At 39.6% G+C, this 23964-nt stretch carries 21 protein-coding genes; 3 read left to right on the top strand and 18 right to left on the bottom strand.

Features of this window, described 5'->3' with window-relative positions; genetic code table 11:
• Nucleotides 1-18: 18 nt before the first annotated feature.
• The 3 genes from AC0C45_RS08975 to AC0C45_RS08965 form a co-directional block, all read right to left on the bottom strand.
• On the bottom strand, nt 19-891 hold the full coding sequence (locus AC0C45_RS08975) for a carbon-nitrogen hydrolase (protein WP_472928052.1): 873 nt from the start codon (nt 889-891) through the stop codon (nt 19-21).
• 52 nt (nt 892-943) lie between these two features.
• A complete protein-coding gene (locus AC0C45_RS08970; RefSeq protein ID WP_472928051.1) occupies nt 944-2323 on the bottom strand; it encodes an APC family permease in 1380 nt (459 codons plus the stop codon).
• A 387-nt stretch (nt 2324-2710) separates the two neighbouring features.
• Nucleotides 2711-5158: a sensor domain-containing protein gene (locus AC0C45_RS08965; protein WP_472928050.1), complete on the bottom strand. Its 2448-nt coding sequence runs from the start codon at nt 5156-5158 to the stop codon at nt 2711-2713.
• 209 nt (nt 5159-5367) lie between these two features.
• On the opposite strand from AC0C45_RS08965, the gene AC0C45_RS08960 reads away from it, so the two are divergent.
• Entirely contained in the window at nt 5368-5646 is a 279-nt protein-coding gene (locus AC0C45_RS08960) for a hypothetical protein (protein WP_472797300.1), read from the top strand.
• Between the two features lie 37 nt (nt 5647-5683).
• On the opposite strand, the gene AC0C45_RS08955 is transcribed toward AC0C45_RS08960, so the two are convergent.
• The 5 genes from AC0C45_RS08955 to AC0C45_RS08935 form a co-directional block, all read right to left on the bottom strand.
• The gene (locus tag AC0C45_RS08955; protein ID WP_472928049.1) at nt 5684-6613 is read right to left on the bottom strand and encodes an NAD(P)/FAD-dependent oxidoreductase; all 930 of its coding nucleotides are present in this window, start codon (nt 6611-6613) and stop codon (nt 5684-5686) included.
• A 48-nt stretch (nt 6614-6661) separates the two neighbouring features.
• The gene (folE, locus tag AC0C45_RS08950; RefSeq protein WP_047931724.1) at nt 6662-7306 is read right to left on the bottom strand and encodes a GTP cyclohydrolase I FolE; all 645 of its coding nucleotides are present in this window, start codon (nt 7304-7306) and stop codon (nt 6662-6664) included.
• A 57-nt stretch (nt 7307-7363) separates the two neighbouring features.
• Nucleotides 7364-9895 carry a putative bifunctional diguanylate cyclase/phosphodiesterase gene (locus AC0C45_RS08945; protein WP_472928048.1) on the bottom strand — a complete coding sequence of 844 codons (2532 nt, stop codon included), beginning with the start codon at nt 9893-9895 and terminating at the stop codon, nt 7364-7366.
• Between the two features lie 279 nt (nt 9896-10174).
• Nucleotides 10175-10435, bottom strand: coding sequence for a hypothetical protein (locus tag AC0C45_RS08940; RefSeq protein ID WP_257063007.1), 261 nt, complete (start codon nt 10433-10435; stop codon nt 10175-10177).
• A 26-nt stretch (nt 10436-10461) separates the two neighbouring features.
• Entirely contained in the window at nt 10462-10656 is a 195-nt protein-coding gene (locus AC0C45_RS08935; RefSeq protein WP_472928047.1) for a hypothetical protein, read from the bottom strand.
• 247 nt (nt 10657-10903) lie between these two features.
• Between AC0C45_RS08935 and AC0C45_RS08930 the strand changes: the two genes are divergently transcribed.
• On the top strand, nt 10904-11419 hold the full coding sequence (locus tag AC0C45_RS08930; RefSeq protein WP_472928046.1) for a cupin domain-containing protein: 516 nt from the start codon (nt 10904-10906) through the stop codon (nt 11417-11419).
• A 153-nt stretch (nt 11420-11572) separates the two neighbouring features.
• Nucleotides 11573-12565, top strand: a complete 993-nt coding sequence (locus AC0C45_RS08925) for a DUF3231 family protein (protein ID WP_047931733.1) — start codon at nt 11573-11575, stop codon at nt 12563-12565.
• A 149-nt stretch (nt 12566-12714) separates the two neighbouring features.
• Here AC0C45_RS08925 and AC0C45_RS08920 read toward each other — a convergent pair whose 3' ends face one another.
• The 10 genes from AC0C45_RS08920 to AC0C45_RS08875 form a co-directional block, all read right to left on the bottom strand.
• Nucleotides 12715-13353, bottom strand: coding sequence for an SdpI family protein (locus tag AC0C45_RS08920; protein ID WP_237893598.1), 639 nt, complete (start codon nt 13351-13353; stop codon nt 12715-12717).
• Nucleotides 13354-13617, bottom strand: coding sequence for an autorepressor SdpR family transcription factor (locus AC0C45_RS08915; RefSeq protein ID WP_013082079.1), 264 nt, complete (start codon nt 13615-13617; stop codon nt 13354-13356).
• A 105-nt stretch (nt 13618-13722) separates the two neighbouring features.
• A complete protein-coding gene (locus tag AC0C45_RS08910) occupies nt 13723-13896 on the bottom strand; it encodes a hypothetical protein (RefSeq protein WP_047931736.1) in 174 nt (57 codons plus the stop codon).
• 91 nt (nt 13897-13987) lie between these two features.
• Nucleotides 13988-14161, bottom strand: a complete 174-nt coding sequence (locus AC0C45_RS08905; protein ID WP_216873966.1) for a hypothetical protein — start codon at nt 14159-14161, stop codon at nt 13988-13990.
• A gap of 146 nt (nt 14162-14307) precedes the next feature.
• Nucleotides 14308-17340 carry an efflux RND transporter permease subunit gene (locus tag AC0C45_RS08900; RefSeq protein WP_472928045.1) on the bottom strand — a complete coding sequence of 1011 codons (3033 nt, stop codon included), beginning with the start codon at nt 17338-17340 and terminating at the stop codon, nt 14308-14310.
• Between the two features lie 329 nt (nt 17341-17669).
• Complete coding sequence (locus AC0C45_RS08895; RefSeq protein WP_034653888.1) at nt 17670-19007, bottom strand: MFS transporter; 1338 nt, start codon at nt 19005-19007, stop codon at nt 17670-17672.
• Between the two features lie 99 nt (nt 19008-19106).
• Nucleotides 19107-19571, bottom strand: coding sequence for a CBO0543 family protein (locus tag AC0C45_RS08890; RefSeq protein WP_016766452.1), 465 nt, complete (start codon nt 19569-19571; stop codon nt 19107-19109).
• A 110-nt stretch (nt 19572-19681) separates the two neighbouring features.
• Entirely contained in the window at nt 19682-21091 is a 1410-nt protein-coding gene (locus tag AC0C45_RS08885; RefSeq protein WP_047931743.1) for a sodium:solute symporter family protein, read from the bottom strand.
• Between the two features lie 63 nt (nt 21092-21154).
• Entirely contained in the window at nt 21155-22471 is a 1317-nt protein-coding gene (locus AC0C45_RS08880) for an aspartate aminotransferase family protein (protein ID WP_472928044.1), read from the bottom strand.
• Between the two features lie 73 nt (nt 22472-22544).
• On the bottom strand, nt 22545-23915 hold the full coding sequence (locus AC0C45_RS08875) for a sigma-54 interaction domain-containing protein (protein ID WP_233335025.1): 1371 nt from the start codon (nt 23913-23915) through the stop codon (nt 22545-22547).
• Nucleotides 23916-23964 lie beyond the last annotated feature (49 nt).

Below are 23964 nucleotides of genomic sequence, written 5' to 3'. Positions count from 1 at the left end.
TCATACTAGAAATTAAGCTTATACATTTGAAGGCGTGCGGAATGCTTCTTTTTTTAATAATAATTCGTACGTATCTGGTCTTCTGTCACGCATGAACTGAAGCAAATTACGGGCCGAATCAATTTCTTTCAAATCAACTTCTTGAATCAAAATCCCTTCTTCATCCGTTAAAGATTGTAGAATTTCTCCCATCGGATTGCTTACAAAGCTACCTCCGTAAAAGGTCATCTCTTTTTCCGTTCCTACCCGGTTCACCGCAGCAACAAAGACTCCATTTGAAATCCCGTGTGCTGAAATAGCTTTTTCCCATACGGGACGAGTTGAAAGTTCAGGGTGATCAGGCTCTGAACCAATCGCAGAAGGATAAAATAGAATATCCGCTCCTTGCAGGGATAAAATCCGCGCTACTTCTGGGAACCACTCATCCCAGCATATTCCTACTCCAATTGTTCCGTATTTTGTTTCATATACAGGATATCCCGTATTTCCTGGAACAAAATAATATTTTTCATGATAGTTCGGCCCATCAGGAATATGGTTCTTTCTTGTAATTCCTAAGCAAGTTCCGTCTGCATCGAATACGGCTGCACTATTAAAATAAACGCCTCTAGCCGCTTTTTCATAAAAAGGAACAATTAATACAACTTTCAGCTCTGCTGCAAGGTCTGCCATTTCTTTTAATACGGAGCTCTCTGCTGGTATAGCCAGCTCATATCCTGCCGGTGAAACACTTTGAGGGAAATACTGAGCGTTAAATAGTTCTTGTAGACAAATAATTTGAGCTCCATTCGCTGCGGCTTCTTTAATTTTTGTGAACGTATAGTTAATATTAGCTTCAACGCTTTCTTCACACTCAACTTGAATAAGACCAACTTTTACTGTTTCTTTCATTTTGACCTCTCCTTTTATGTTAGAAATTTCAGATAATTAATAATGTACTCTATCAAGATATATGTTCAGTTTTGAGCTCGTTTGGCTCTGTTTTTTCATCAAAAGCAAATTGCGGCGGTGCTTTTGTAAAAAACGACGTCTTGTATACTAGATACATAAAGCCTATAACAACCCAAATGCTCCCTAACGAAATAGATTTTATATCTAAGCTTGTCCATAACCAAACTGTAAAGACCGCTCCAATAATGGGGCTGATTAAATAACGACATGTGCCTTTAAAATCTCTTTGTTTTCCGCGGATATAATAGTGGAAGATAACAGAGATATTTACAAATGTGAATGCAATCAACGCGCCAAAATTGATAAAGGAAGCAGCTGTAACGACGTCCATTGCAAGTGCACTTGATGAAAGTAACCCAATAAATACAACGTTTCGCGATGGTGTTTTATATTTTGGATGTATATATGCAAATAGTCTTTTAGGCAGCATGGATTCTCTGCCCATTGCATAAAGCAGCCGTGAAGCACTGGCGTGTGAAGAAATTCCTGATGCAATCGTTGAAGTAATAATTCCGGCAAGAAAGACGGATGAGAAGAGTGTTCCTCCAATATAAGCTGCTATTTCAAACGAAGCTGAATCTACAACTTTAAATGAATGGTAGTTTGGATAAACAAGCTGGGTAATGTACGAAACGAGTATAAAAAGTATTCCTCCTATAAATGCTACAAGAAAAATAGCCTTTGGTACATTTTTCTTTGGATCAACCGTTTCTTCAGAAAGCGTAGTCACAGCATCAAATCCAAGGAAAGATAAGCAAAGAATTGAAGCTCCTGCAAGAACAAAAGAAAAAGAAGCCTCTGAGTCGAAGAGCTGTAAAGAAGAAAAGAACAAAAGATCACTTTCTCCTTCTATCATTTTCTTAATCGATAAGATAACAAATAGAGCTGTTACAAGAAATTGAAAAAGAACAAGTATTCCGTTCACTTTTGCTGTCATTTGAATACCAAATACGTTTATACAAGTGATGATAACAATAAAAAGTAGAATCCAAAGAGACGATGGAATAGACGGAAACGCAGCTGATAAAAAAGTTCCCGCTAACAAAAAATTAATCATTGGTAAAAAAAGATAATCTAAAAGCACAGACCAGCCGACGAGAAATCCTATGTGAGGATTTATAGACTTTTGAGTGTACGTATAGGCAGAGCCTGATAAAGGATATTCTTTGGCCATATGCCCGTAGCTGTATGCGGTAAATAGCATCGCTGCAAGAGCAAGGGCATATGCTATAGAAACCATGCCATGCGTAGTTTGAGCCACCACTCCATATGTAGTAAAAACCGTCATTGGAGCCATATATGCAAGCCCTAAAATGACGAGTGATCGAAGCGTGAGCGTACGAACAAATGTAGCACTTGGCTTACCTTCCATCTTGTTTCCCCCATTCAACTAGTATAATTCTCATACACGCCCCCTTCTATTTTGACGCACATAAATGAATGACTATCATTCATTTATGGTTAATGTAATGGAAATTCATAAACAACAACAGAATTAATGAATGACTATCATTCATTATTCTTCTATTATAATCGATAACTTTTTCTTTGTCTTTACTTTTGTCAGAATTTTTAACATATTTAATTTAACTATATATTCTATTTTATAACTTCCACGACTATCATTTATCAATCATCACTTTACTGCATCCCATCTCCCTGTGTATATCAAGTCCAATAAATGGTTCATCAAATTTGGACGCTTCGAAAACATATTCAAGCTTAAAAAAGTGATGTCTCGACGAGACATCACTTTTTTTTATAAAAATCGCATTTTTAAATATTCTGCGGTTTTTTGATGAGCCGCTGGTTGACTGACAATATATCCTTGAATAAATGAACATGCTTGCTTTTGTAAAAAAGCCAGCTGTTCTTTTGTTTCAACGCCTTCTGCGATCACTTTCATGTTAAGGGCATTCGCTAAATACAAAATGCTTTGTGTAATAGCCTGCTGCTTTCCTTTATCAGTAGCGTGTTGAATAAACGTTTTGTCGATTTTTAACGTGTTAAATTCAAAGTCTTTTAAATGTGATAACGAAGAAAAGCCGGTGCCAAAATCATCTAAAGCAAACGTTACGCCGATTTTCTGTAATTCGTCCATCACTTTTTTTACGTGTTCTTCATACTGAATAATGGAGCTTTCCGTCACTTCAAATTCAATGAATGAAGGGTCGATGCTGTATCGGGCTAACGTTTGTTGAACGTGCTCTACAAATCCTCGTTTCAGCAAATGTTTAGACGAAACGTTAATCGAAACGGGCACGGTTTGTAATCCTTGATTTTTCCACTGCTGCAGCTGCTTGCACACATGCTCGATTACCCAGTCGCCGAGTTCGATAATTAAATGAGTTTCTTCTGCTAATGGAATAAAGTCTCCTGGTGATACGCGTCCCCATTCTGGATGATTCCAGCGAATTAACGCTTCGATGCTGTCAATCTCTCTGCTGTTTGTATGAACCTTTGGCTGATATTCAATAAAAAACTCATTTTGAAGAAGTGCGTTGCGCAGACCTTTTTCCAGATGATAGCTTTTATACGTCTCGCTGTCCATTAACGGTGAATACAGCTGCCAGTCGCTTCGCCCGATTTCTTTGGCACGGCGCATAGCAAGGTTGGCATTCGTTAATAGCATCTTCACATCTTCTCCGTCATGCGGGTAGATACTGATTCCGATACTGGCTGTGACATAGAGAGAAAAGTCGTCAATAGTAATTTCTTTTTCGATTTCTTGAAAAAGAGTAGCGGCTAGCTTTTGACATTCATTAATATGTGAAAGAGATAAAAAACAAATCGCAAGCTCGTCTTCTCCTGCTCTAGCTAGCATCACATCTGGCGTTACGAACTTTTTTAACCAATTGGCGATAGACTGTAGCAGGCGATCGCCTACGTCGTGTCCTAATGTGTTATTAATATGTTTGAAGCGATTCATTCCTAGATAAAAGACCGCTAATGAATCTTTTTCTTTTTTCATTTGCCGAATGAAATTTTTTAATTCTCCTTCAAACTTTCTTCGATTTGGCAAGTTTGTCACATGATCATGAGCCGCAAGATATTCAACTTGATCCATGTACTTTTTTTCTGCAGTGATATCTTCAACAATGCCGTCTATGCGTACCGACTTACCGTTCTCATCAAGTGTTGGAATGCATCGACCTTTTACCCATTTCATCTCACCCTTTTTTGTGTAGATCCGATACTGCTGACGAATCGTTTTTCCTTTTTGCAGCTGATGCTGCGCTTTTGCCACAGCAGGTTTATCTTCAGGGTGAATAAAGCTTTCCCACAGATTTCTATCTTCTAAAAATTTAATCGCATCTTCTCCGTAAATATTGCTAACACCACTCGAGCATACAATCACTTTATTACGCTGCACATCAACGGACCATATTCCAACAGCATCCAAATTATTATAAATCGTTTGAAACTGCTGTTCTTTTTGCTTTAATTCATTCGTAATCACTTTTGATTCGGTAATATCATGAACAACGCCAATCAGCTGTATGACGTTTCCTTGCTCATCTATTAGTGCATCCGCTTGCTCAAACACCGTACGTTCTTCACCGTTTGGCCGCACCAGCGCGTATTCAATTTTATAGCTTTCTCCCGTTGAAAGTGCCTCCATCACTGCTTTTTCTAACCTTTTTTGATCACAGCCGCTGATAAATTGAAGAACTTCTTTTAAAGAAGGAGTAAAGAACTGATTAGGGTTTAATCCGCAAATATTATACAGCTGAGGTGACCAATAGCTTTTATCTTCCCCTACGTCATAATACCAGCTTCCTACATTCGCAAGCTTTTGCTCCATTTTTAAATGCGTTTCTAATTTAGAAATGTGATTAGAGCGCTCCTGCTCTTTTGAATCATCTCGGCACACGGCATAGACTCCTGCTACTTGCTCACTTACGATAATAGGAATGAGAGTAATAGACAAAGGAAGTTCTTTTTTTGTGTGGTGATTAATCGTCGTCGAAAACTGAACTTTTTCCCCTTTTAAAGCACGTTGAAAAAGCTCTTGGGCTTGCTGTTGTTTCGTCTTATGTATAAAAGCTGTCAGCTGCTGGCTTTTTTGTTTATGCTCGTTTCCTGTTAGCTTGAAGGCTGCTTCGTTGCTAAACATGATATCCCCTTCACAGTTGATAAAAAAAATACCTTCACTGTATTCTTTTAAAAGCTGCGTATTCAAACGATCAAGATGGTTTATGATCATGATCGGCTGCTCCTTCTCCGTGTTTTTATCTGGCAAGGTCTCATGCTGCCTCCTTTTATCTATTTCTTCTATACTAGTAGAATAAGTTACATTTGACATATATTTTACCCTACTTTCCCCAAATGAGGAACATCTCAGGTAAAGATAGCTGAAAACGTTTTTAAAGCCTTTTTCATTTAGTAAAATAAAACATATAAAGGAGGGATAACGTGACTCAAAGTGCTAAAAAACATGATTTATTTTCTAGAGGTTCCTTTCAAACCGCTGCTTTTCTGCTTCTTTTCTCGCCTCTTTTTACTCGTTTGTTTCAGCAGAACGTCTGGGCGTATATAACAGTCGCTTCTATCATTATTCTTTTTAATTTCATTACCGAGTGTATTCTAGTAAAAAGAATCAGCTCTGTGCATCAAAAATACACTGCTTTTTTCCAAACGATTTGTCTGCCTGTGAATATACTTCTGCTATGTTTCTTTTACTATGTTACGTAAAAAAGCATCTATCCAATTGATAGATGCTTTTTTCATATTATGACTTTTTCAAAAGGCTCGATACATGCTTGGCTACAATCGATCCTTGACCGGCTGAAGAGCTGATACTAGAAAACAAAGGAGTCGTGCAGGCGTCTCCGATTGCGTAAATAGATGGATTGCTGCTTTGATGCACTTCATTGATGACGATGAGCCCGCTTTGTGTAGTGGTGACTTTTTCTTTAATAAGTTCAACATTGGGTGCTACGCCTAGTCTGATCAGCACTGCGTCTACCAATAAATTCTCGCATTCACTGTTTTTACTTTTTAAATCGATCGATGTGACGTGATTTTTCCCGTGGATAGCCGTCACTTCGGTATCTGTCATCACTTTAACACCGGGGTCGGAAAGAACTTTTTCAACGTATTGCTCTCTTGCTTTAAAATGTGTAGAACGATGAATCAGATATACTTCTTTTGCTTTTGATGCTAAAAGATGTGCTCCTTCAAACGCCCGGTCTCCTCCGCCAATGAAAGCAACCCTTTTACCTTTTAGCCGTTCTCCGTCTGCTGAAGCTGAATACACTTCTCCTCGGTCAATCATTTGCTGCTCACCCGGCACTCCGAGCTTTCGCTGACTAGAGCCCGTTGCTAAAATAAGATACGTATAGCCAATTTCTTTTTCTGTTTCTTGCTGCTTTACTTTTACTGTTTTAGAACGTTCATCAATGGAAATTACTTTTGTATTCGCTTCATATAAGCAGTCCATATCGATAAAATGCTGAACCATTTTACGCTGCATTTCGATTCCATTTTCCGCTTGTATTCCGGGATAATCAATAATTTCATTATAAATCGCAAACAGCTGTCCGCCTAACTGTGCCTGTTCTTCAAGAAGCAAGCACTCAACGCCTAGCCTTTTACACCACACGGCAGCAGAGATACCAGCGGGCCCTCCGCCAATAATCAGTACGTCAACGTGTTGCATACAGCTCACCTCGCTTCTGCTTCTCAGCTTATATGGCTTTTTGTTTCTTTACATTTGTCGCTGTAAAAGAGATAAAAATTCTCCTCGAACCTCTGGTTTTTCCATAAACATTCCTCGAACAGATGAAGTGGCTGTAGAAGCTGAAGATTTTTTAATTCCTCTTCCGCACATGCACATATGCTTTGCTTCAATAATCACCATGACTCCTTTTGGCTCTAACACTTCTTCGATTGCATCTGCAATTTCATTTGTTAGACGTTCTTGAACTTGAAATCTTTTTGCATATCCTTCTACCGTACGAGCAATTTTAGATAGACCTGTAATTTTTTTATCCGGTATATACCCAACGTGCGCAACGCCAAAGAACGGCGCAAAGTGATGTTCACACATTGAATGAAACTCAATGTCTCGTATTAACACCAGTTCGTTGTGATTCACATCAAATGTTTTTTCCAAATGAGCTTTCGGGTCTTCTCGGTAGCCTTCCGTGTATTCTAAAAACGCCTTTAACACGCGGTACGGCGTCTCTTCAAGGCCGTCTCTTTCCGGATTATCTCCGCATAAATCAATCAGTTCTTTCACCGCATTCATAAATGTGTCAGCTTGACCGATTTTTTTATCTATTTCAGTTGAATTTGTTCCTAGTGTTTCTAAAAATTTTTGAGCAATTAAATTTTGTGTACTAAGTGCCATCTCTTTATGTCCTCTTCCCTTTTCTTAGTAAGTTTATTTTCAAATGATGGTTTTGTTTCAGCTATTTAAAAACGCTGCTTCAAAATCTTCCGCAGCAAGAGGCTTGCTAAACAAGTATCCCTGCATATGATCACAGCCATTTTCCATTAAAAACGCTTTTTGATATTCTTCTTCCACACCTTCTGCGATCACCTGCAGCTTTAAGCTTTGAGATAAGCTGATAATCGCCTGCGCAATTTCACTATTGCTGTAATCTTCTTGAATATCCTGGATAAAAGACCGGTCGATTTTCAAACAATCGATTGGTAATTTTTTTAAATAACTCAATGAAGAATATCCGGTTCCAAAATCATCGATAGAAATTGATATACCATATTTCTTTAACAGATGTAAAGCTTTAATCGTTTCTTCCGCGTTCATCAGCAATGTACTTTCCGTAATTTCCATTTCAAACCATGTGGGATCAAATTTATGGAGCGAAAGAAATTGCTGTATTTCATTAACCAACACAATCGGATCTTGAAACTGCCGCGGAGAAAAGTTAACCGCTAGCGTCAATTTTTCGCTTCGGTCCTTGTTCCATTTGCTGACTTGAAAACAAGCTTTTCTCATGACAACTTCCCATAGAGACTGAATCAAACCAGTTTCTTCTGCTATAGGGATAAATACTTCCGGAGAAACAAATCCAAGCTCTGCGTCATTCCAGCGAACTAATGCTTCTACGCCGGTGATTACATTGCGATGCGCTTCTATTTTCGGCTGATAGTAAACGTCAATGTCACCTTTTTGAATTGCTTTTCGCAAGCGCGTTTCGATGTGAACTTTCTCAGCTTGTTTTTGATTTAACGAATCATGATAAATACTTACTTTGCTGCCGCCTTGTCTTTTTGAAGCATACATGGCGACATCTGCATACGTAATAAGCGTGTCCAAATTCGTAGAGTGCTCCGGATAAAAGCTTAGCCCGCTGCTGATACTGACGAAAACTTCATCATTGTCAATGTAGCAGGGCTGTTGAACATACGCAATGATCTTCTCGGTGATACCTTTAACTTCTTCCTGCGTAAAATCACTGAATAAAATGACAAACTCGTCTCCTCCTTGCCTTGTAAGAAAGCTGTTAGCAGGAGGCAGACATTCTTTAATACGGTTGGCTATCAGCTGTATAAGCTGATCTCCTTTTGAATGCCCTAGCGTATCATTAATATCTTTAAACCGGTCTATATCCATAAATAACACGGCTACGTGACGAATGGACTTTTCCTTCGACTCAATTAAGCGCCTGTTTAATTCTTCTTTAAAATATCTTCTGTTTGGCAACCCTGTCAAAAAGTCGTGGTAGGCATGGTACTCACTTTCTTCCTGACTTTTCTTTAAATCGTCCACATATGTTTTTAAAAAGTGAGAAAGGTGGTTGATGTTTTCTACAAGTCCTCCCAGCTCATCTTTTCTTCTTACATTCAGCACCTTGCCAAAATTGCCTTTGGCGATTTGATTTACGTGTTCCATAATATGTTTAATCGGCCGTGTAATGGATGTAGAGAAGACAAAGCTGACAATAAGGACAATAAAGATAAACGGAAGAGACAGCAGTAAATGTTTGATTAATTCTTGCTGCAGCTCTTTTTCAATAAGCCCGTAGTCATACACTACCCCTATTACGTAAGCTGGAGAGTTTTTTTCTTTAATCGGTACCAATGTTTTTAATACTTTTTTATGGTTGATTTCAGCAGTATAGCTTTGTGATTTCCCTGTTTTTAAGGCCTTTTGAATAGACTTTTTATCACGTTCGGTATTTCGATACGTGTAGGTACCGTACCAAATTGGCTGATCTTTTATTTTAATATATTTATTGCCGTTTAAATATACGTTTTGATTTCTTTTTCCGAAATTTTTCGGGTTAAAAGCCGTTAGTTCAAGAACGCCTTCAAGATTTTCCGTAAAACGGTCCATCACGTTCGTAGGGCCAAACCTTTTTTCAAAATCGAGGACGTGCTGATCCCGGAAATAAGGATCAACAATATAATTAGTAGACCCATCGTAATAATAACCCCATTTATCAATGTGATTAGGATTACTAGAAGCTACCTCAATCGGCCCGCTCCAATAGTGAGGTAAAGTCAATCCTTTTGTTGTCGTGACCGGCTGCTGAGAAAGCAGCTGCTGAAAAGATGTATACCAATAGCCCCACTCTTTTGTAGACATATTGATTTCTTTAGGGTCAGAAGATTTTACGCCTATAATATCACCTTCTACGGGTGCTAATAACGTAATATGAGATACCATCAGTTTTTTAGCCAATTGCTTTAACTCGTCATTGCTGACGTCTCGGTAATCAGCAGGCAAAGACTGTTGAATCGCAATTGAAGCCGTTCGTAATTCTTGTCCCATTCGATCTTCCATATAGGAAGCACTATTTTTGGAATTTTCGACTTCGTATGCAATTTCTTCTGTGACCAGCGTGATTTCCCTTTGGTTAAACTCTGTTAATCTATTTTTTGATCGAATGTAGTGCAAGGTGTTATTCGCTAGTAGAATACACAATACCAGCAAAGTAAAGAATACGGACAACTTTTTCTTTATCGACACTAGTGATGGCCTCCTGTTTAAAGAACTGATCCGACAGTTTTAAAACTCGCCTGTATGCTCTAGCTTTACATCGGATACTATTCTTCAATTTCCACAAAAAGAGAATGAACTCATACAAAAAACCAACCGCTTTGGTTGGCTCTATTCTTAACTAATCATAAAACATATTAAATACATACTTTTATTTACATGGGTAGAACAAATTTGTATTACTATAATATTTTAACTGCTTTTGTGAAAATATCAATGCGTAAAATTTAACTTTCTTTATCCCTGACGCTACTTCTTAAACTTCTTCAAAATTCGGTGATACCAGTAAATTCCGGCTCCCGTTAGTAAAATAATCGTTCCCCACTGATGCGGTAAAAACTTCAGCAGCCATATGGACATGATAATAGTCGCTACTGTTAAGCTACTCAGCCACTGTTCTCGGCTTAGCTTTTTCTTATTCATCACTACCGCCACATAACCAATGGGCGGTGCAAAAAAACACAGAAGCATCAGAAATTTTTCTGAACGGTACCAAGGCTGTTTTTTCATTTTCGCTTACTTCCATCTCTTCTATTTTAAATAAACTGATAGCCAAACGTCACAATGATTCCTGTCCAAAACATCGAGAGCGACGACATTAACTCGGCCCCATTATAGGAATACATTATTATGTTCACAAAAAGCAAGAATAAAAGAATATAAAAACCTACCGACACAGCTTTATTCCAATTTTGATGCTCCTGCTTAGAAGCATCTTTAAACAACTTCATCAAAACTCTCCTTTTACATCTGATACATCACTTGTCCATTTAGGAATTCTATATTTATGTTAGCATATTGGGTAGTTTTGGAAAATAGATAAAGAGAATTCTATAAAAAATCCATAATCAATAACATTAGAACTATAAAAAGATAATAAATGTAAATAAATAATTCTTTTTAACTATTATTTTCCACACAAAACGCCCATATTAGTATACAATAATCTCAAAATATGTTTTTAAAGGAGATAAAAGGATGACAGCAACTCATAATCAGCTAACAAACGCTTTTCACCGTACACCGCACGATCAAAACACATTTCATTTTCTTGATGAAAAAGTAACGCTTCTTGTATCAGGTGAAGATACAAACGGAGCTTACGCCGTGGCACACGTAGTGAAACCAGCAAACCAAGGTCCCCCGCTTCACCTTCACGAATATGAAGATGAAACGTTTTACGTAAAGCGCGGCTCAATGATTTTTTACATAGGAGAAGAAATAATTGAAGCAAAAGCGGGCGATTATGTTTTTGCTCCTCGAGGTATTCAGCATCGCTTTGTGACCGGACCAGAAGAAACGGAATTTATCCTTACTGCTTCTCCAGCAGGCTTTGATTCATTCGTTAAAGAACTTGGTACTTCCGTTCCCGCAAATGCTCCTCTGCCGCAAGTCGGACCGCCTACTGAAGAAGAAATTATGAGTTTAGTTACCGTCTCTAAAAAATACGGCATTACCTATCCTGAAATTGAAAAAGAAATGAATAAAAAATAAACCAATACATAGAGATCTGCGCTTTACCGGGCGGGTCTTTTTTCTATTTTGATTTCAATTTAAATGTGGAATAATTTAACACACCCTTGTTCACACTATACTTATCTGTTTTTTATAAATACGTACCATTTTTATAGATAGGAGGAAAGCCAATTGAACGCAGAAAGCAAGCGTTTGACTTCAACTGAAATAACGAGTCTATGCGCGCAGTATCACCAGGATACGCTGGCGGTTTGTGTAGCGAAACACGTTCTTGCAACCGTGACAGATGCTGACATTCGGTCGCTGTTTGCCTTTTCGCTAAAGTTATCTGAAAAGCATATTGAGATACTGACTGCCATTTTTCGGGCCGAACATTTTCCGCTGCCGAATGGATTTACAGATGAAGATGTGGATTTGCACGCACCTCCTCTTTTTACAGACTCGTTTTGGCTGAAGTATCTTCACGACATGACGATTCATGGCTTGTCAGGATACGGTATTTCATTTAGCGTGTCAGTTCGCCGAGATATTCGAGATTATTATCATAAATGTAATTTAGATGCGATGGAAATCTACAATCGGTCGCTCGATTTGCTTTTAGCAAAAAATCTTTATGTGCCTGCTCCTTATTTTTTAAATCCGAAAAAACAAGAGCCGATCACAGATTTGTCTTACGCTCTTGATTTTGTCGGAAAGCAGCGTCTTTTAAACGCAAATGAAGCCGGTAATATTTATTTTAACTTACGCAAAAGCATGGCAACCAAAGCGCTTTTGATTGCCTTTAAACAAGTGAGCAAACGAAAAGATGTGAAGAAAGTAATGGAGACCGGTCTTGATGTGGCCCACAAGCATATTGAGCTTTATTCTTCCATTATGCACGAAGAAAACCTTCATACTCCTCCGCTTTTGGATAATGAAATCACAACGTCTACGCACGCGCCTTTTTCAGAAAAGCTGATGACGTTTCATGCAGGCGCAATGTTTAAGGTAGCCATTACTTACTACGCAACGGCAATGACCACAAGCATGAGGCTCGATATTGTCGGGCACTGTGAAGCGTGTATTTTACGAGACTTAAAAGTAGCGGGGCGCTGCAGTGAAGTGATGATTAAAAATGGGTGGATTGAAAAGCCGCCTGAAGCAAGTGATCGTAAGCAAATGTAAGTTTTTTCATAGCAGCTCTTGACCTGAAACGCGTTTCATACTCTATGCTGTATTTATTCCCATCAGCCGGCGTGACACGAACGGTGGCGTTACGGCTGATATGTTATCCATAAAAAAATCCGGTATGTTCACCGGATTTTTTGGTATGCTTACATATTCATTTCTTTTTTATACGCCACGTACGAATACAGATAAGGAACCGCCACGCACAGAACGATACTGCCCCACATGATAACTGACTTGTATCCATCTGGTAAAAAAGCGCTAATAAGAATTAGCAGTCCGCCGATAAAAAAGAGCTTTCCAGATAAACGATGCGTCTTTTTCCATACGGTTTCATTGCTCAATGTCCACGGTGTACGAATCCCCATAAAATAGTTCGAGCGCACGCGCTGCAAGTAGTTTCCGATAATGATAAAAACGAGTCCAGCCATAATCGGAGCAATGTACGCCATCGGCACGTTATAGCCCAGCCCCTGTAAAATAGTACTCATATTTACAAAAAAGAATAATAGCAGTACGGCGTTTAACACGATGTTATACGTTTTTGAAAAGTACTTATAATTTTCTTTACGCGGGTCAATTCGCGGAACAAATGCGATGATAAAATAAATTAGTACCATGATGCCTACTGTTAAGATCATTGCGTTGATCTTCGTTGCAAATCCGTCTGCTTCTCCATTTGCTCCCCAGTGAATGGGCATCGTAGCTGGTAGGTGTGGCAGTGCAATGAGCCATGCAACCAGTGTTAAAAGGGTAATGCCTAAAGGAAATACGTGCTTTTTCATTTAACTCTCTCCTTTCTGAAAGCTGAAAAACCAGCCGATTAAATCTTGAAAAACGGTTGTATTTAACGAATAAATCACAAACTGCCCTCTTTTTTCATCTTGAACGAGGTCCGCTTGCTTCAAGATTTTTAAATGATTTGAGATGCTTGGTTTGGTCATATTAAAATACTCGGAAATTTCTCCTGCGGTTAAATCCCGCTCTTTTAGCAGCTCTAAAATCTTTCTGCGAGTAGGATCCGCTAAGGCTTTAAACGTTTCATTCAATTGAAGTTCATCTCCATCGTATTTAAGTATTTAGATAATTACCTAAATATTAAACTATAAAATATACTATGTCAATATTTTGAAAAGAGAACATGTGCATTTGACTCATTTTTTTGTTTTTTCAAAACAGTCCATGCATACACACTGCGCCTCTTGATGTAGAAAAGCTTTAATTTCGGTCATGCCTCTTTTACTCGGATACTTCATCCGCATCCATACTTCTTCATTCGGCTGAATTTCTTTTTGACAAACAGAACACTGCTCTTTTGTTCCAAACATATTATCCCCTCCATTTCTTTATCTAACTATACGTTTTACTAGCCAAAAGTTTCATAAAAAAGAGGCTGGAACGTACCCAAATCAATTCCAGCTAAAGACAAACAAATGAGAGAATGAGCTGAGCCGCTTGTGACACCGCTGGTGATTTCCATGCAAGACTTCGCTTTCCGCGGGCGGACGGTGAGCCTCCTCGTCGCTTGTGCTCCTGCGGGGTCTCACCTGTTCCGCTTTTCCCGCAGGAGTCTTCGTCTTGCCCTCCAATCACCAACTAAAAGCAACTAGAGACATGAAACCTGCGTTCACTCTGCCAATAAAAAAATCCGAACGAGTCGGATTCTCTCTCAAGAATCTCAATTCATCGTTCGGATTTTTCTTCAACTAAACTACTTGTGTCCTAGCCTTTTTTAAACATTATAGCGGCGCTACGTCTTCCTGCTGTTTTTGCTGTATTCTTTGCTTTTTCGATTTTCTGAAATGAAGCAGTTCATATACAACCGGAATAACTACAAGCGTAAGAAGAGTCGCAACGGCCAATCCACCGATTACAACGACTGCAAGACTTTGAGAAACGAGGCTTCCGCTTTCGCTTTGTTTAAATAAAAGCGGCAGCATCGCACAAATCGTAGCAGCAGACGTCATGACGATTGGACGCATACGCGTAGCGGCTGCTTCGACAATGGCATCGCGCATAATCATTTTCTTTTCATTTTGCTTCACGCGGTCTAATAGTACAATGGCGTTGGTTACAACAATACCAATCAGCATCAGTGCTCCAAGTAAAGCCGTTACGTCTACTGGAATGCGGCTGATTAATAATCCTAAAACGGCACCGATTGCTGCAAGCGGAAGCGAAAATAAAATGGCAAACGGCGTGCGGATTGTTTTAAACGTAATCACCATAATTAAAAACACAATACCAATTGACACGAGCATTGTAATAAACAAGTCAGAGAAATCTTCTCCTTGCTGCGTGCTTGCTCCTCCAATTACAACGTCAACATCTTTTGAAATGGAGAGTCCTTTACTCTTACCGTCTCCAAAAATCGCTGTTTGGATGTTTTTATTAATCTCTGAAAGCTTTTCTGGATTGACATCTGCTGTTACTTGAATATATGGGTCTCCATTTTTATGAAACTGATTGGTCGGCTTTTCAACTTGCGTTAGTGAAGCCACTTTTGAAACAGGCGACGGTCCTGTCTCTGTCATAATAGAAATATCTTTTAGCTCTTTTGGTGACGTCGGATTTAAGACAGATTCAAGAAGTACGTTTGCTTGCTTGCCTTCTAAATCTATCGCTCCAATCGGCGTTTTGTTCAGCATAACGCCAAGCTGCTGCGCTACTTTCTGCGTATTCGCTTTTGTTGGATCTACGTCTAAAGAGTAAATCGTTTTCTTTTCGTCTTGGTTCGTAGAAACTTTGTCTACTCCTTTTATATCGCTAATTTCTTTCTTAATGCTGCTTGCCGTTTTTTCTAACTTGTTCATGTCGTTTCCAATTACATCAACGGTAATGGAAGTAGTGGAAGCTCCCATTAGTGAAGCAGCACTTACGCTAAGATCCCCTCCGTCATCATAAAGTTTCTTTTGATTTTGGATTCGTTTCATTAGCGAATCAGTATTTCCACTGTCTTTTACGATAATCGTATACGTAGCTTCAGTAGGCGAACCAACGTCTCCCCACTTGGCTCCTTCATCCGTATTACCAAGCTGCATATATACCTCTTTTACTTCTTTTTGAGCTAAAATATAGCGTTCAAGCTGCAGTGATTTTTCTTCTACAGTTTTAATTGGCGTGTTGTTTGGATAGCTTAACGTTGTGCTTACAAAGTCAGATGAAGAGTTATCAACCGCTCCTTTAGGCATCATTGTGTACGCGCCAATAGATCCGACAAATAAAAGCAGCGAAAGCAGCAGCACAACCCATTTATGATTAAGCGACCACGTAATGACCTTTGTAAAACGAACCGGCTGCTTGTGCTTGCGAAGTTTTTCATTTTTTAATAATCCCGCACTCATTAACGGTACAACCGTAAGCGCCACAATTAATGAAGACAGCAGTGAATACGTCAGCGTTAGAGCAAACGGAAGCATAAAGTCCTGAAGCCCTCCGTTTACAAGGCCGATTGGTAAAAAGACAGCTACTGTCGTTAACGTAGAAGCGGTAATAGCAGAGCCCACTTCTTTTGTTGCGTCAATAATTAAACCAAGCGAAAACTCTTCTTTTTGCATTTTTCGGAAGATGTTTTCAATAACAACGATACTATCATCTACCAACCTACCAATCGCTACCGCTACTCCTCCAAGCGTTAAAATATTGAGCGTTACGCCTGATTTAGACAGTAAGAACAGCGTAAAGCAAAGCGATAAAGGAATGGATACAATTGTGATAAACGTAGAGCGAACGCTGCGTAAAAACAGCATGATGACAACGGTCGCAAAAAGTGCGCCTAGCAACACTTCTTTCATCATGGAATGAACAGAGTTTTGTACGCTGTCCCCTGTTGCAAAAAATACAGAAGCATTCACATTGTTATAGTCTTTGTTAATTTGCTGAGACAGTTTTTTTACTTCTTTTGTAATGCTAACGGCGTTTGAGTGACTGTCTTTTGTAACAATAAGTAAAAGTGCATCTTTTCCGTTAATATGCGTCACGACGCCTTCAGGCTTTTTGACCTCTACTTTTGCAAGGTCGCCTAGCGTTACATTCGGTGCAACCGGCAGCTTTTTCACTTTGTCCAAGCTGTCAATTTTACCTGTTACATTGATGTTGCTCGACTTGTTATTAATGACTTTTTCTCCAACTGCAAGCGACGTGTTTTTCCCTTCTAACACGCTGATGACTTTATCAATCGTCACGTTCTTTTGTGACAATTTTTTATTATCAACTTTAATAGACACGTAGGAATCCGCTGTTCCATACGTTTGAACACTCGCAATGCCTTTAACGTCTTTATATTTAGGGATCAGTTTTTTTTCTGCAAGATCCAGGTTGTCTCTTGTTAATCCTTCTTTAAATGTAAGTGAAATATCTGCGATGGGAATCATAGAGGTATTTAATTGAATAACATTAGGCTTTGATACGCTGGCTGGAAGCTGCACCGAAGACAGCACTTCTTGGACGTTTGTTTTTGCTTCTTTCATATCCGTTTTGGATTCAAATGAAATATCGATTTTGGAATAGCCGTCTCCCGTCGTCGAATACACGTTACTTTTTCCTTTAACACCAGCTACCGCTTCTTCAATCGGTGACGTCACTTGTTTTTCCATCGAGTCTGCATCCGTTCCTTGCCCCATAACCACTACTGACACTTGAGGCTGATCAGCGGTCGGCAGGAACTCCATCGGAAGTGTAAAATAACTAATGACTCCTAAAGCTAAAATTAAAATAGACATAATGGTAATAGCCGCTTTGTTTTTGAACGACCATTTGGTGAGCCATGACATGAAATATCCCCTTTCACTTTTTCGTACAAACTCAGTCAAACATTTCTAAAATATGCTAAATGACTACTAAATTATACCTAATGTTTTTTGCCATTTAAAGACTTATTTTTGTAAAAAGTCCCATTATTTAAATTTAACATTCTTTACATATTCGTTTTGTTATATAACCTGCGTATAACCACGCAAAAAAAGACGCCGATACCCGGCGTCCCACATGTAGTAAGTGAAAGAAGAAGAAGAATATGCCTACGGTTTATCAGGCAATTCTATGACCTTATTTGGTTTCTTCCCGTTTTTTTATGAAATAAACATATTTAGCATAAATTCCCTCAACTAGCAGCTCGATTGTGCTTTGCTTCCGTATCGTTTTGAATTTTTAAGGAAGTTAATAACGCCACGATGCTTCCGGCAAAGCCAAATAAAAACAAGTGATGAATGCCCGCCATAAAGCTTCCGCCTGAAGTCAGCAAAGCACCCATAATGGTAACGCCGATTGCTGTTCCCATGTTTCTGCAAAACATAAAAAATGACGTTGAAATACCTCTTTCATGTCCGCCTACTAATTGCTGTACACCAATGACGCCAACCGTAGAAAGCAGTCCAAACGATAGTCCTTGTACAATCATGACGCAAAACACATAAAAGAAACCGTGACTTTCATTTAGCATAAGCAGCAGTGTTCCTGAGCCAACCAGCAGCACATTTCCAATTAACAACAGCTTTCTGTAGCCGTGTTTTAAAATCCATTTCCCCGCCGGCACGGACACAGACATCCATCCGACCGCTGTTCCTAACAGGGCTACTCCGCTCATAAACAGTGACAGATGCGCTACTCGCTGTAAAAATAACGGAATGTAGCTTGACGTCCCGAATAAAGCTACTGTCCCAATAAACGCATTGATATTAATCCATGACAGCGTTTTGTTTTGAAACATAGACAGCGGGACAATCGGAGAAGCATGTTTTCGTTCATGGAGATAAAAAATCACTAATAAAATAAGTCCCGCTACTGCATACACAACTCGGTTTTGTTCCACTACCGTAACGAGCAGCAGCGACGTAACGCCCGCTCCAAACAAAATGGCACCGATGTAATCGACTTTTGCTCTTTTCGGCTTATAGCTTTCTTGATAGGGCATTAACGTCAGAAATGAAACAATACATACGGGTAAATTAATAAAGAAAATCCATCTCCACGTTAAATAATCCACAAAAAAAGCGCCTAAAAGCGGAGCTAACACAGCTGATAATCCCCACATCGTTGTAAAGAGCGCCTGAATTTTCCCTCTTTTCTCTACAGGAAATAAGTCTCCGGCAATAATAGCGGGAAAGGCCACCATAAACCCGGCTCCTATTCCTTGAACCGCACGGAAAAGAACAAGCTGAATCATCGTATTCGCCACGCCGCAAAGCATCGAACCAATTAAAAAAGCAATAATTCCAAACCCAAATACTTTTTTGCGGCCAAATAAATCCGATAATCTCCCCGCTACCGGAGATAAAATCGTACTTGCAATCATGTACGAAGCAAACGACCACGCGTACAAATCAAACCTTCCAAGCTCTTTTGCAATAACGGGCATCGTCGTATTCATTATCGTTGAATCAAGCGAAGCCACTAGCATTGCCAGCACAATACTAACCATTACGGACGTTCTGCTTTTCATTTGACAATCTCCTTATCTGTATAATCTGAGCATTTAGTTTACTCCTGCTTGATAGATGTTGTCTAGATTTGTGCATAAAAAAGCAGATAAAAAGCTGAACTACAGCTTTTTATCTGCTTTTTTGACAAGGCCAGCTAACCCCCTGATTGTCAGCAATGTAAAACTAACACTTGCAAATGTATGAAAGATGGTCCACTTTTTCCATTTAAACAGATTGCTATTTCTCTCTAAATACCACTGGCTGATACTCATCGGAACGCTCCACATCAAGCTTTTTAGTAAGATTGCAGGAAGCTTATCTTCATAAGATTGTCTAACCCAAACCATACTTAGCAAAGGAAAAAACAGCAGATCATATAAAATATTAGTTGAAAAAATGCGAGGATACGGCCGAACAGGATATTTGATTCGATTCGTGTTTACAGCATAGGCATCTATAAGCGTGGCCAAAATCCCTTTTGCAAAAAAGACAATCAGCATTTCTTTAAATTTCGGTTTTTTTACAACAAAAGGAAAAAGAACTGCACACAACACAGTTAGCCCTTTTAGCAGTGTTCGTTCCATTTGTAACACTCTTTTCTTTGGGAATATCCATTAGTATGTACGATTACTGGCTAAAATAATAAGCAGGAATATAAAAAGCTTCTCACCGTAAAGGAGAAGCCTTTCTTTTCTTATTTTACATCTTCGCTTATCGGCTCTTGGTCAGACAGTTCTTTGTTTCGAGCCATAACCGCAAATCCAGCCATTACAATGATACTGCTTGAAATTCCGTACAGGATTGGCGTAGTAGAAGAAAGTCCTTCAATCAACAGACCTCCAAGTACTACTAGTGTACTAACAACAATCGCTGAAACTCCTGCTTTTGGATGAATGTCTTTCCAAAACAGCGACACAACAAACGGAACAAAAATCGCTCCTGATAAAATGGCATACGCAACGTCTAAAGCAACAAGCACGTCTTGAATCCAAAGAGCAAAAATAATAGCAAGCACGCCGACAATAAGTGTATTCACACGGGTTAAAATTAAATAGTTTTTCTCTGAAATATTTTTAAGCCACACTTTTTTAATAATATCATTACTAATCAGCGTAGAAGACGCAAGCAGCGTTCCTGAAGCAGTTGACATCAGCGCCGAACAAACGCCTGCCAGCACGAGACCTAATAACCCTTGAGGCAGAATTTGAACTGCAAGCGTCGCAAATATACTTTGACTGCTTTCTGCGTTTGGCAGCAGCAAATACGCACACATTCCAATTACACTTCCCGCAATCGCGTAGGCAATGCTGTACACACCTGCAAAAATGGAGCCGTTTCGCGCAATTTTTTCTGTTCGCGCCGTAAATACCCGCTGCCAAATATCTTGAGATACTGCCATACCAAGCGTATACAAGAGGAAATACTGAAAGATTTGACCGTATCCAATCGATGAAAAATCAAAATAAGATGATGGCAAATCTCCGGCAAGCGCTTTGAAACCTCCTGCTTCTGATACGCTCATTGGAAGCATAAATCCAAAAATCGCGACCGTCATCACAACAAACTGAATAATATCAGTGACCGTTACGCTCCACATTCCGCCTAAAATCGTGTAGAACAAAACAATCGAACCGCCAATTAGCATTGATGCCGTCATGTTCCAGCCAAGCAACGCATGAATGATCGTTCCCATTCCAATCACTTGAGTGACTGATACCATGAGTGTATAAATAGCGGCAACAACGGCGCTGATAATTTGCGCTTGAGCGTTATATCTTTTTCCTAGCAGCTCACTGATAGTGGTCACTTTCAACGACGAAATCCGCTTAATAAAAATCGTGCCAAGCGTAATGATTCCAAGTCCAATCATCGTCACGAACCAAATGCCAGACAGCCCGTGCTCGTAGCCAAGCTGAGCCGTTCCAATCGTTGACGCTCCTCCTAGAATAACGGCAGACAAACATCCTAAATACATGAACATCCCTAAGTTTCGCCCGGCTAAAATAAAATCTTCTGATGACTTTGCTTTTAACGAGCCAATGATACCAGCTACAACCAATACGCCAAAATAGACAAACATAACCGTCATATCCAGTCCGTTCATAACAGATTCCTCCTTATTATGGGTCAATCTATCTTTCATTGAAACAAAGAGCTTTCTAAAGCTTTAGATCACGTGAAGACTTGTGATTTCTGTCAATGCTTCGTCTAACACGCGAAGCCCGGCATCAATTTCTTCTTTTGTAATCGTTAAAGGAGGAATCATTCGAATTACTTCTCCGCTATTTCCGCAAAGGTAAAACAGCACCCCTTTTTCCAAACATTTGTCTAAAATCTCAAGAAGAAGGCTTCCGTCACCTTGCTTTGTTTTCGGATTAATAATTTCAATTCCAATCATTAGTCCTACTGAACGAATACTTCCGATAACTTCATGCTTCGCTTTCAAATGCTGAAGCTGATCCGCTGCATATTCCCCCATTGCTTTTGAGTTTTCAATCAGCTTTTCTTCTTTTAGTACGTCCAATGTCGCAAGCGCTGCTGAACAAGCGATTGGATTGCCTCCAAAAGTGGTTCCGTGTGTACCAATCGGCCACTTTTCCATTAGCTGCTTGGAAGCTACGGTAGCACTTAACGGAAGTCCTGATGCTATGCCTTTTGCGATCGCCATAATGTCAGGCGTCACGTCAAACGTCTGAGCTGCAAACCACTCGCCGGTGCGTCCAAAGCCGGTTTGCACTTCGTCAAAAATAAGCAGAATGCCGTGTCTGTCACACACTTCTCTTATTTTTTGCAGCCACGCTTTCGGAGGGATCACGTAGCCGCCTTCTCCAAGAACCGGCTCTACAATCATGCACGCTACTTCTTCCGGCGTTACTTGATGCTTAAACAAAGTGTCAAAATCTCTTTCCAGCTTTTCCACGCAGTAGATTTCCGGATCTTCTCCTTTTGGACACTGAGTCGCGTCTGCATAAGGCACTTGATACGTTAAGCCCGATGGCTGAAGAAATTTCCGGTATTTGCTTTTTGATGTTGTCACGCTAAGCGCTCCGAGAGAACGGCCGTGAAAGCAGCCCGTAAACGAAACCGTATAAGGTCTTTGCGTAACGTACTTTGCCAGTTTTAACGCTCCTTCTATTGCTTCGGTTCCGCTGTTGGCAAAGAAAAAGCAGTCCAATCCTCTTGGCAATACTGTTTTTAATTCTTCAGCAAGCTGTAAAATAGATTTGTACATAATCACACCTGACGGGCCGTGCATAAGATGATCGACGCTTTCTTTAATCGCTTGTACAATTTTAGGGTGACGATGACCTGTATTCGCTGTTGCAATACCTGATGTAAAATCTAAATACGTTTTTCCGTCCACTCCGTAGTAGTAGCAGCCCTCTGCTTTTACCACGGGTAAATTAGGGTGATCTTTCGCCATGCTTGGTGCTAGTAAATCTGGTAAACTGTTCATTAACTGTGTAAGTGATGCCTGCGTCATCTGACTTCCTCCTCGCAATCTATCAAGTAATGTGTTTGTACTTGTTTTACATGCAAAGAGCGTGCCAAAGACGTTAAAAAACGGAATGTTTTTTTAATTTTCTAACAACTGAAGGCTGACTGATTCCAAGTGCTTCCCCTATTTCTGTTGTCGTTTTATACTGTTTTTTTGCTTTTACTAATATCTCTTTTTCCAGCTCGTTTAACGCGTCGTTAAGCTTCATTTCCCCATGTTCTTCAACGTGTTGAATCCGTTTTTTTCTATGCAGAGAATGCGGCAAATGCTCCATTGTAATCAGCGTTTGTGAAGACACAACCACGGCGTGTTCAATCACATTGATTAACTCTCGTACGTTTCCTTTCCACTCATGTGCAAGTAGTGCGTCAATAACCGCATTATCAAACGTTCTTTTTCGGTTATATTTCTTTTCAAACTGCTCGGCAAAATGTGTGAGCAGCGGAAAAATATCTTCAGGGCGCTCGTTCAAAGATGGAATGGTAATCGGTACGACGCTTAAACGAAAATATAAATCTTCTCGAAATTCTTTTTCAGCAACGGCTTTTTCTAAATCTTTGTTCGTCGCTGCAATTAAGCGAAAGTCCACGGTTTTAGGCTTTCTTCCGCCAACGGAATAAAACTGTTTTTCTTGAATGAGCTTTAAAATTTTTACTTGATGCGCCGGTGACAGTTCTCCCACTTCATCTAAAAAAAGCGTACCTCCATCTGCTAATTCGGCCAGTCCCACCTTTCCATTTTTAGATGCACCGGTAAAAGCACCCGCTTCGTAGCCAAACAGTTCGGCCTCAAATAAATGATCTGGAATGGCCCCGCAGTTCACTTCAATAAACGGCCCTTTGCTTCTTGTACTTTTGTTATGTATTAGCTTAGCTACGTGCGTTTTTCCTACTCCTGACTGCCCTAAAAGTAAAATATTTACGTCTACGTTCGAAACGTGAACAGCCGTACGAAGAACGTGCTGCATCTTTTCGCTGTTGCATACAATTCCTTCTGTTGATAGATTTTGGTTCCGCAGCAGCATAAGCTCGCTCTTTACGCGCTGCATTTCGCCTTCCATCGCATCAAGATATGTTTTCATTTCCATAAGCTCCGTCACATCATGAGAATAGCTGACGATTCTTTTAATCTCTCCTTTTTCATCTTTGACAGGAATGCCTGTAACGAGCACTTGCTTGCCTTGTTTAGTTGTTTGTACAAGCGTAATTTTCTTCTTTGTTTCAAGTACAATTGGCGTAACGATTGGCGTAAACAACCCTTGTTTTTCAAGTTCATAAACAGACTTTCCCAGCAGTTTTTCAGCTTTTACGTCGTAAATATTTCCCGTTCCTTCATGTATTCGGACAATGATGCCTTTTTCATCCGTCACAAGCAAATCATCTTTTAATGAATGAAGGATCCACTGATTTTCATTCCATTCTGAATTCATGTATGCTCCCCGCTTTCTATTCATTTTTGAATAAAACACAATTCGTTTT

The organism is Priestia sp. VA7, assembly GCF_055710015.1.
This window is presented reverse-complemented; position numbering and strand designations above follow the sequence as displayed.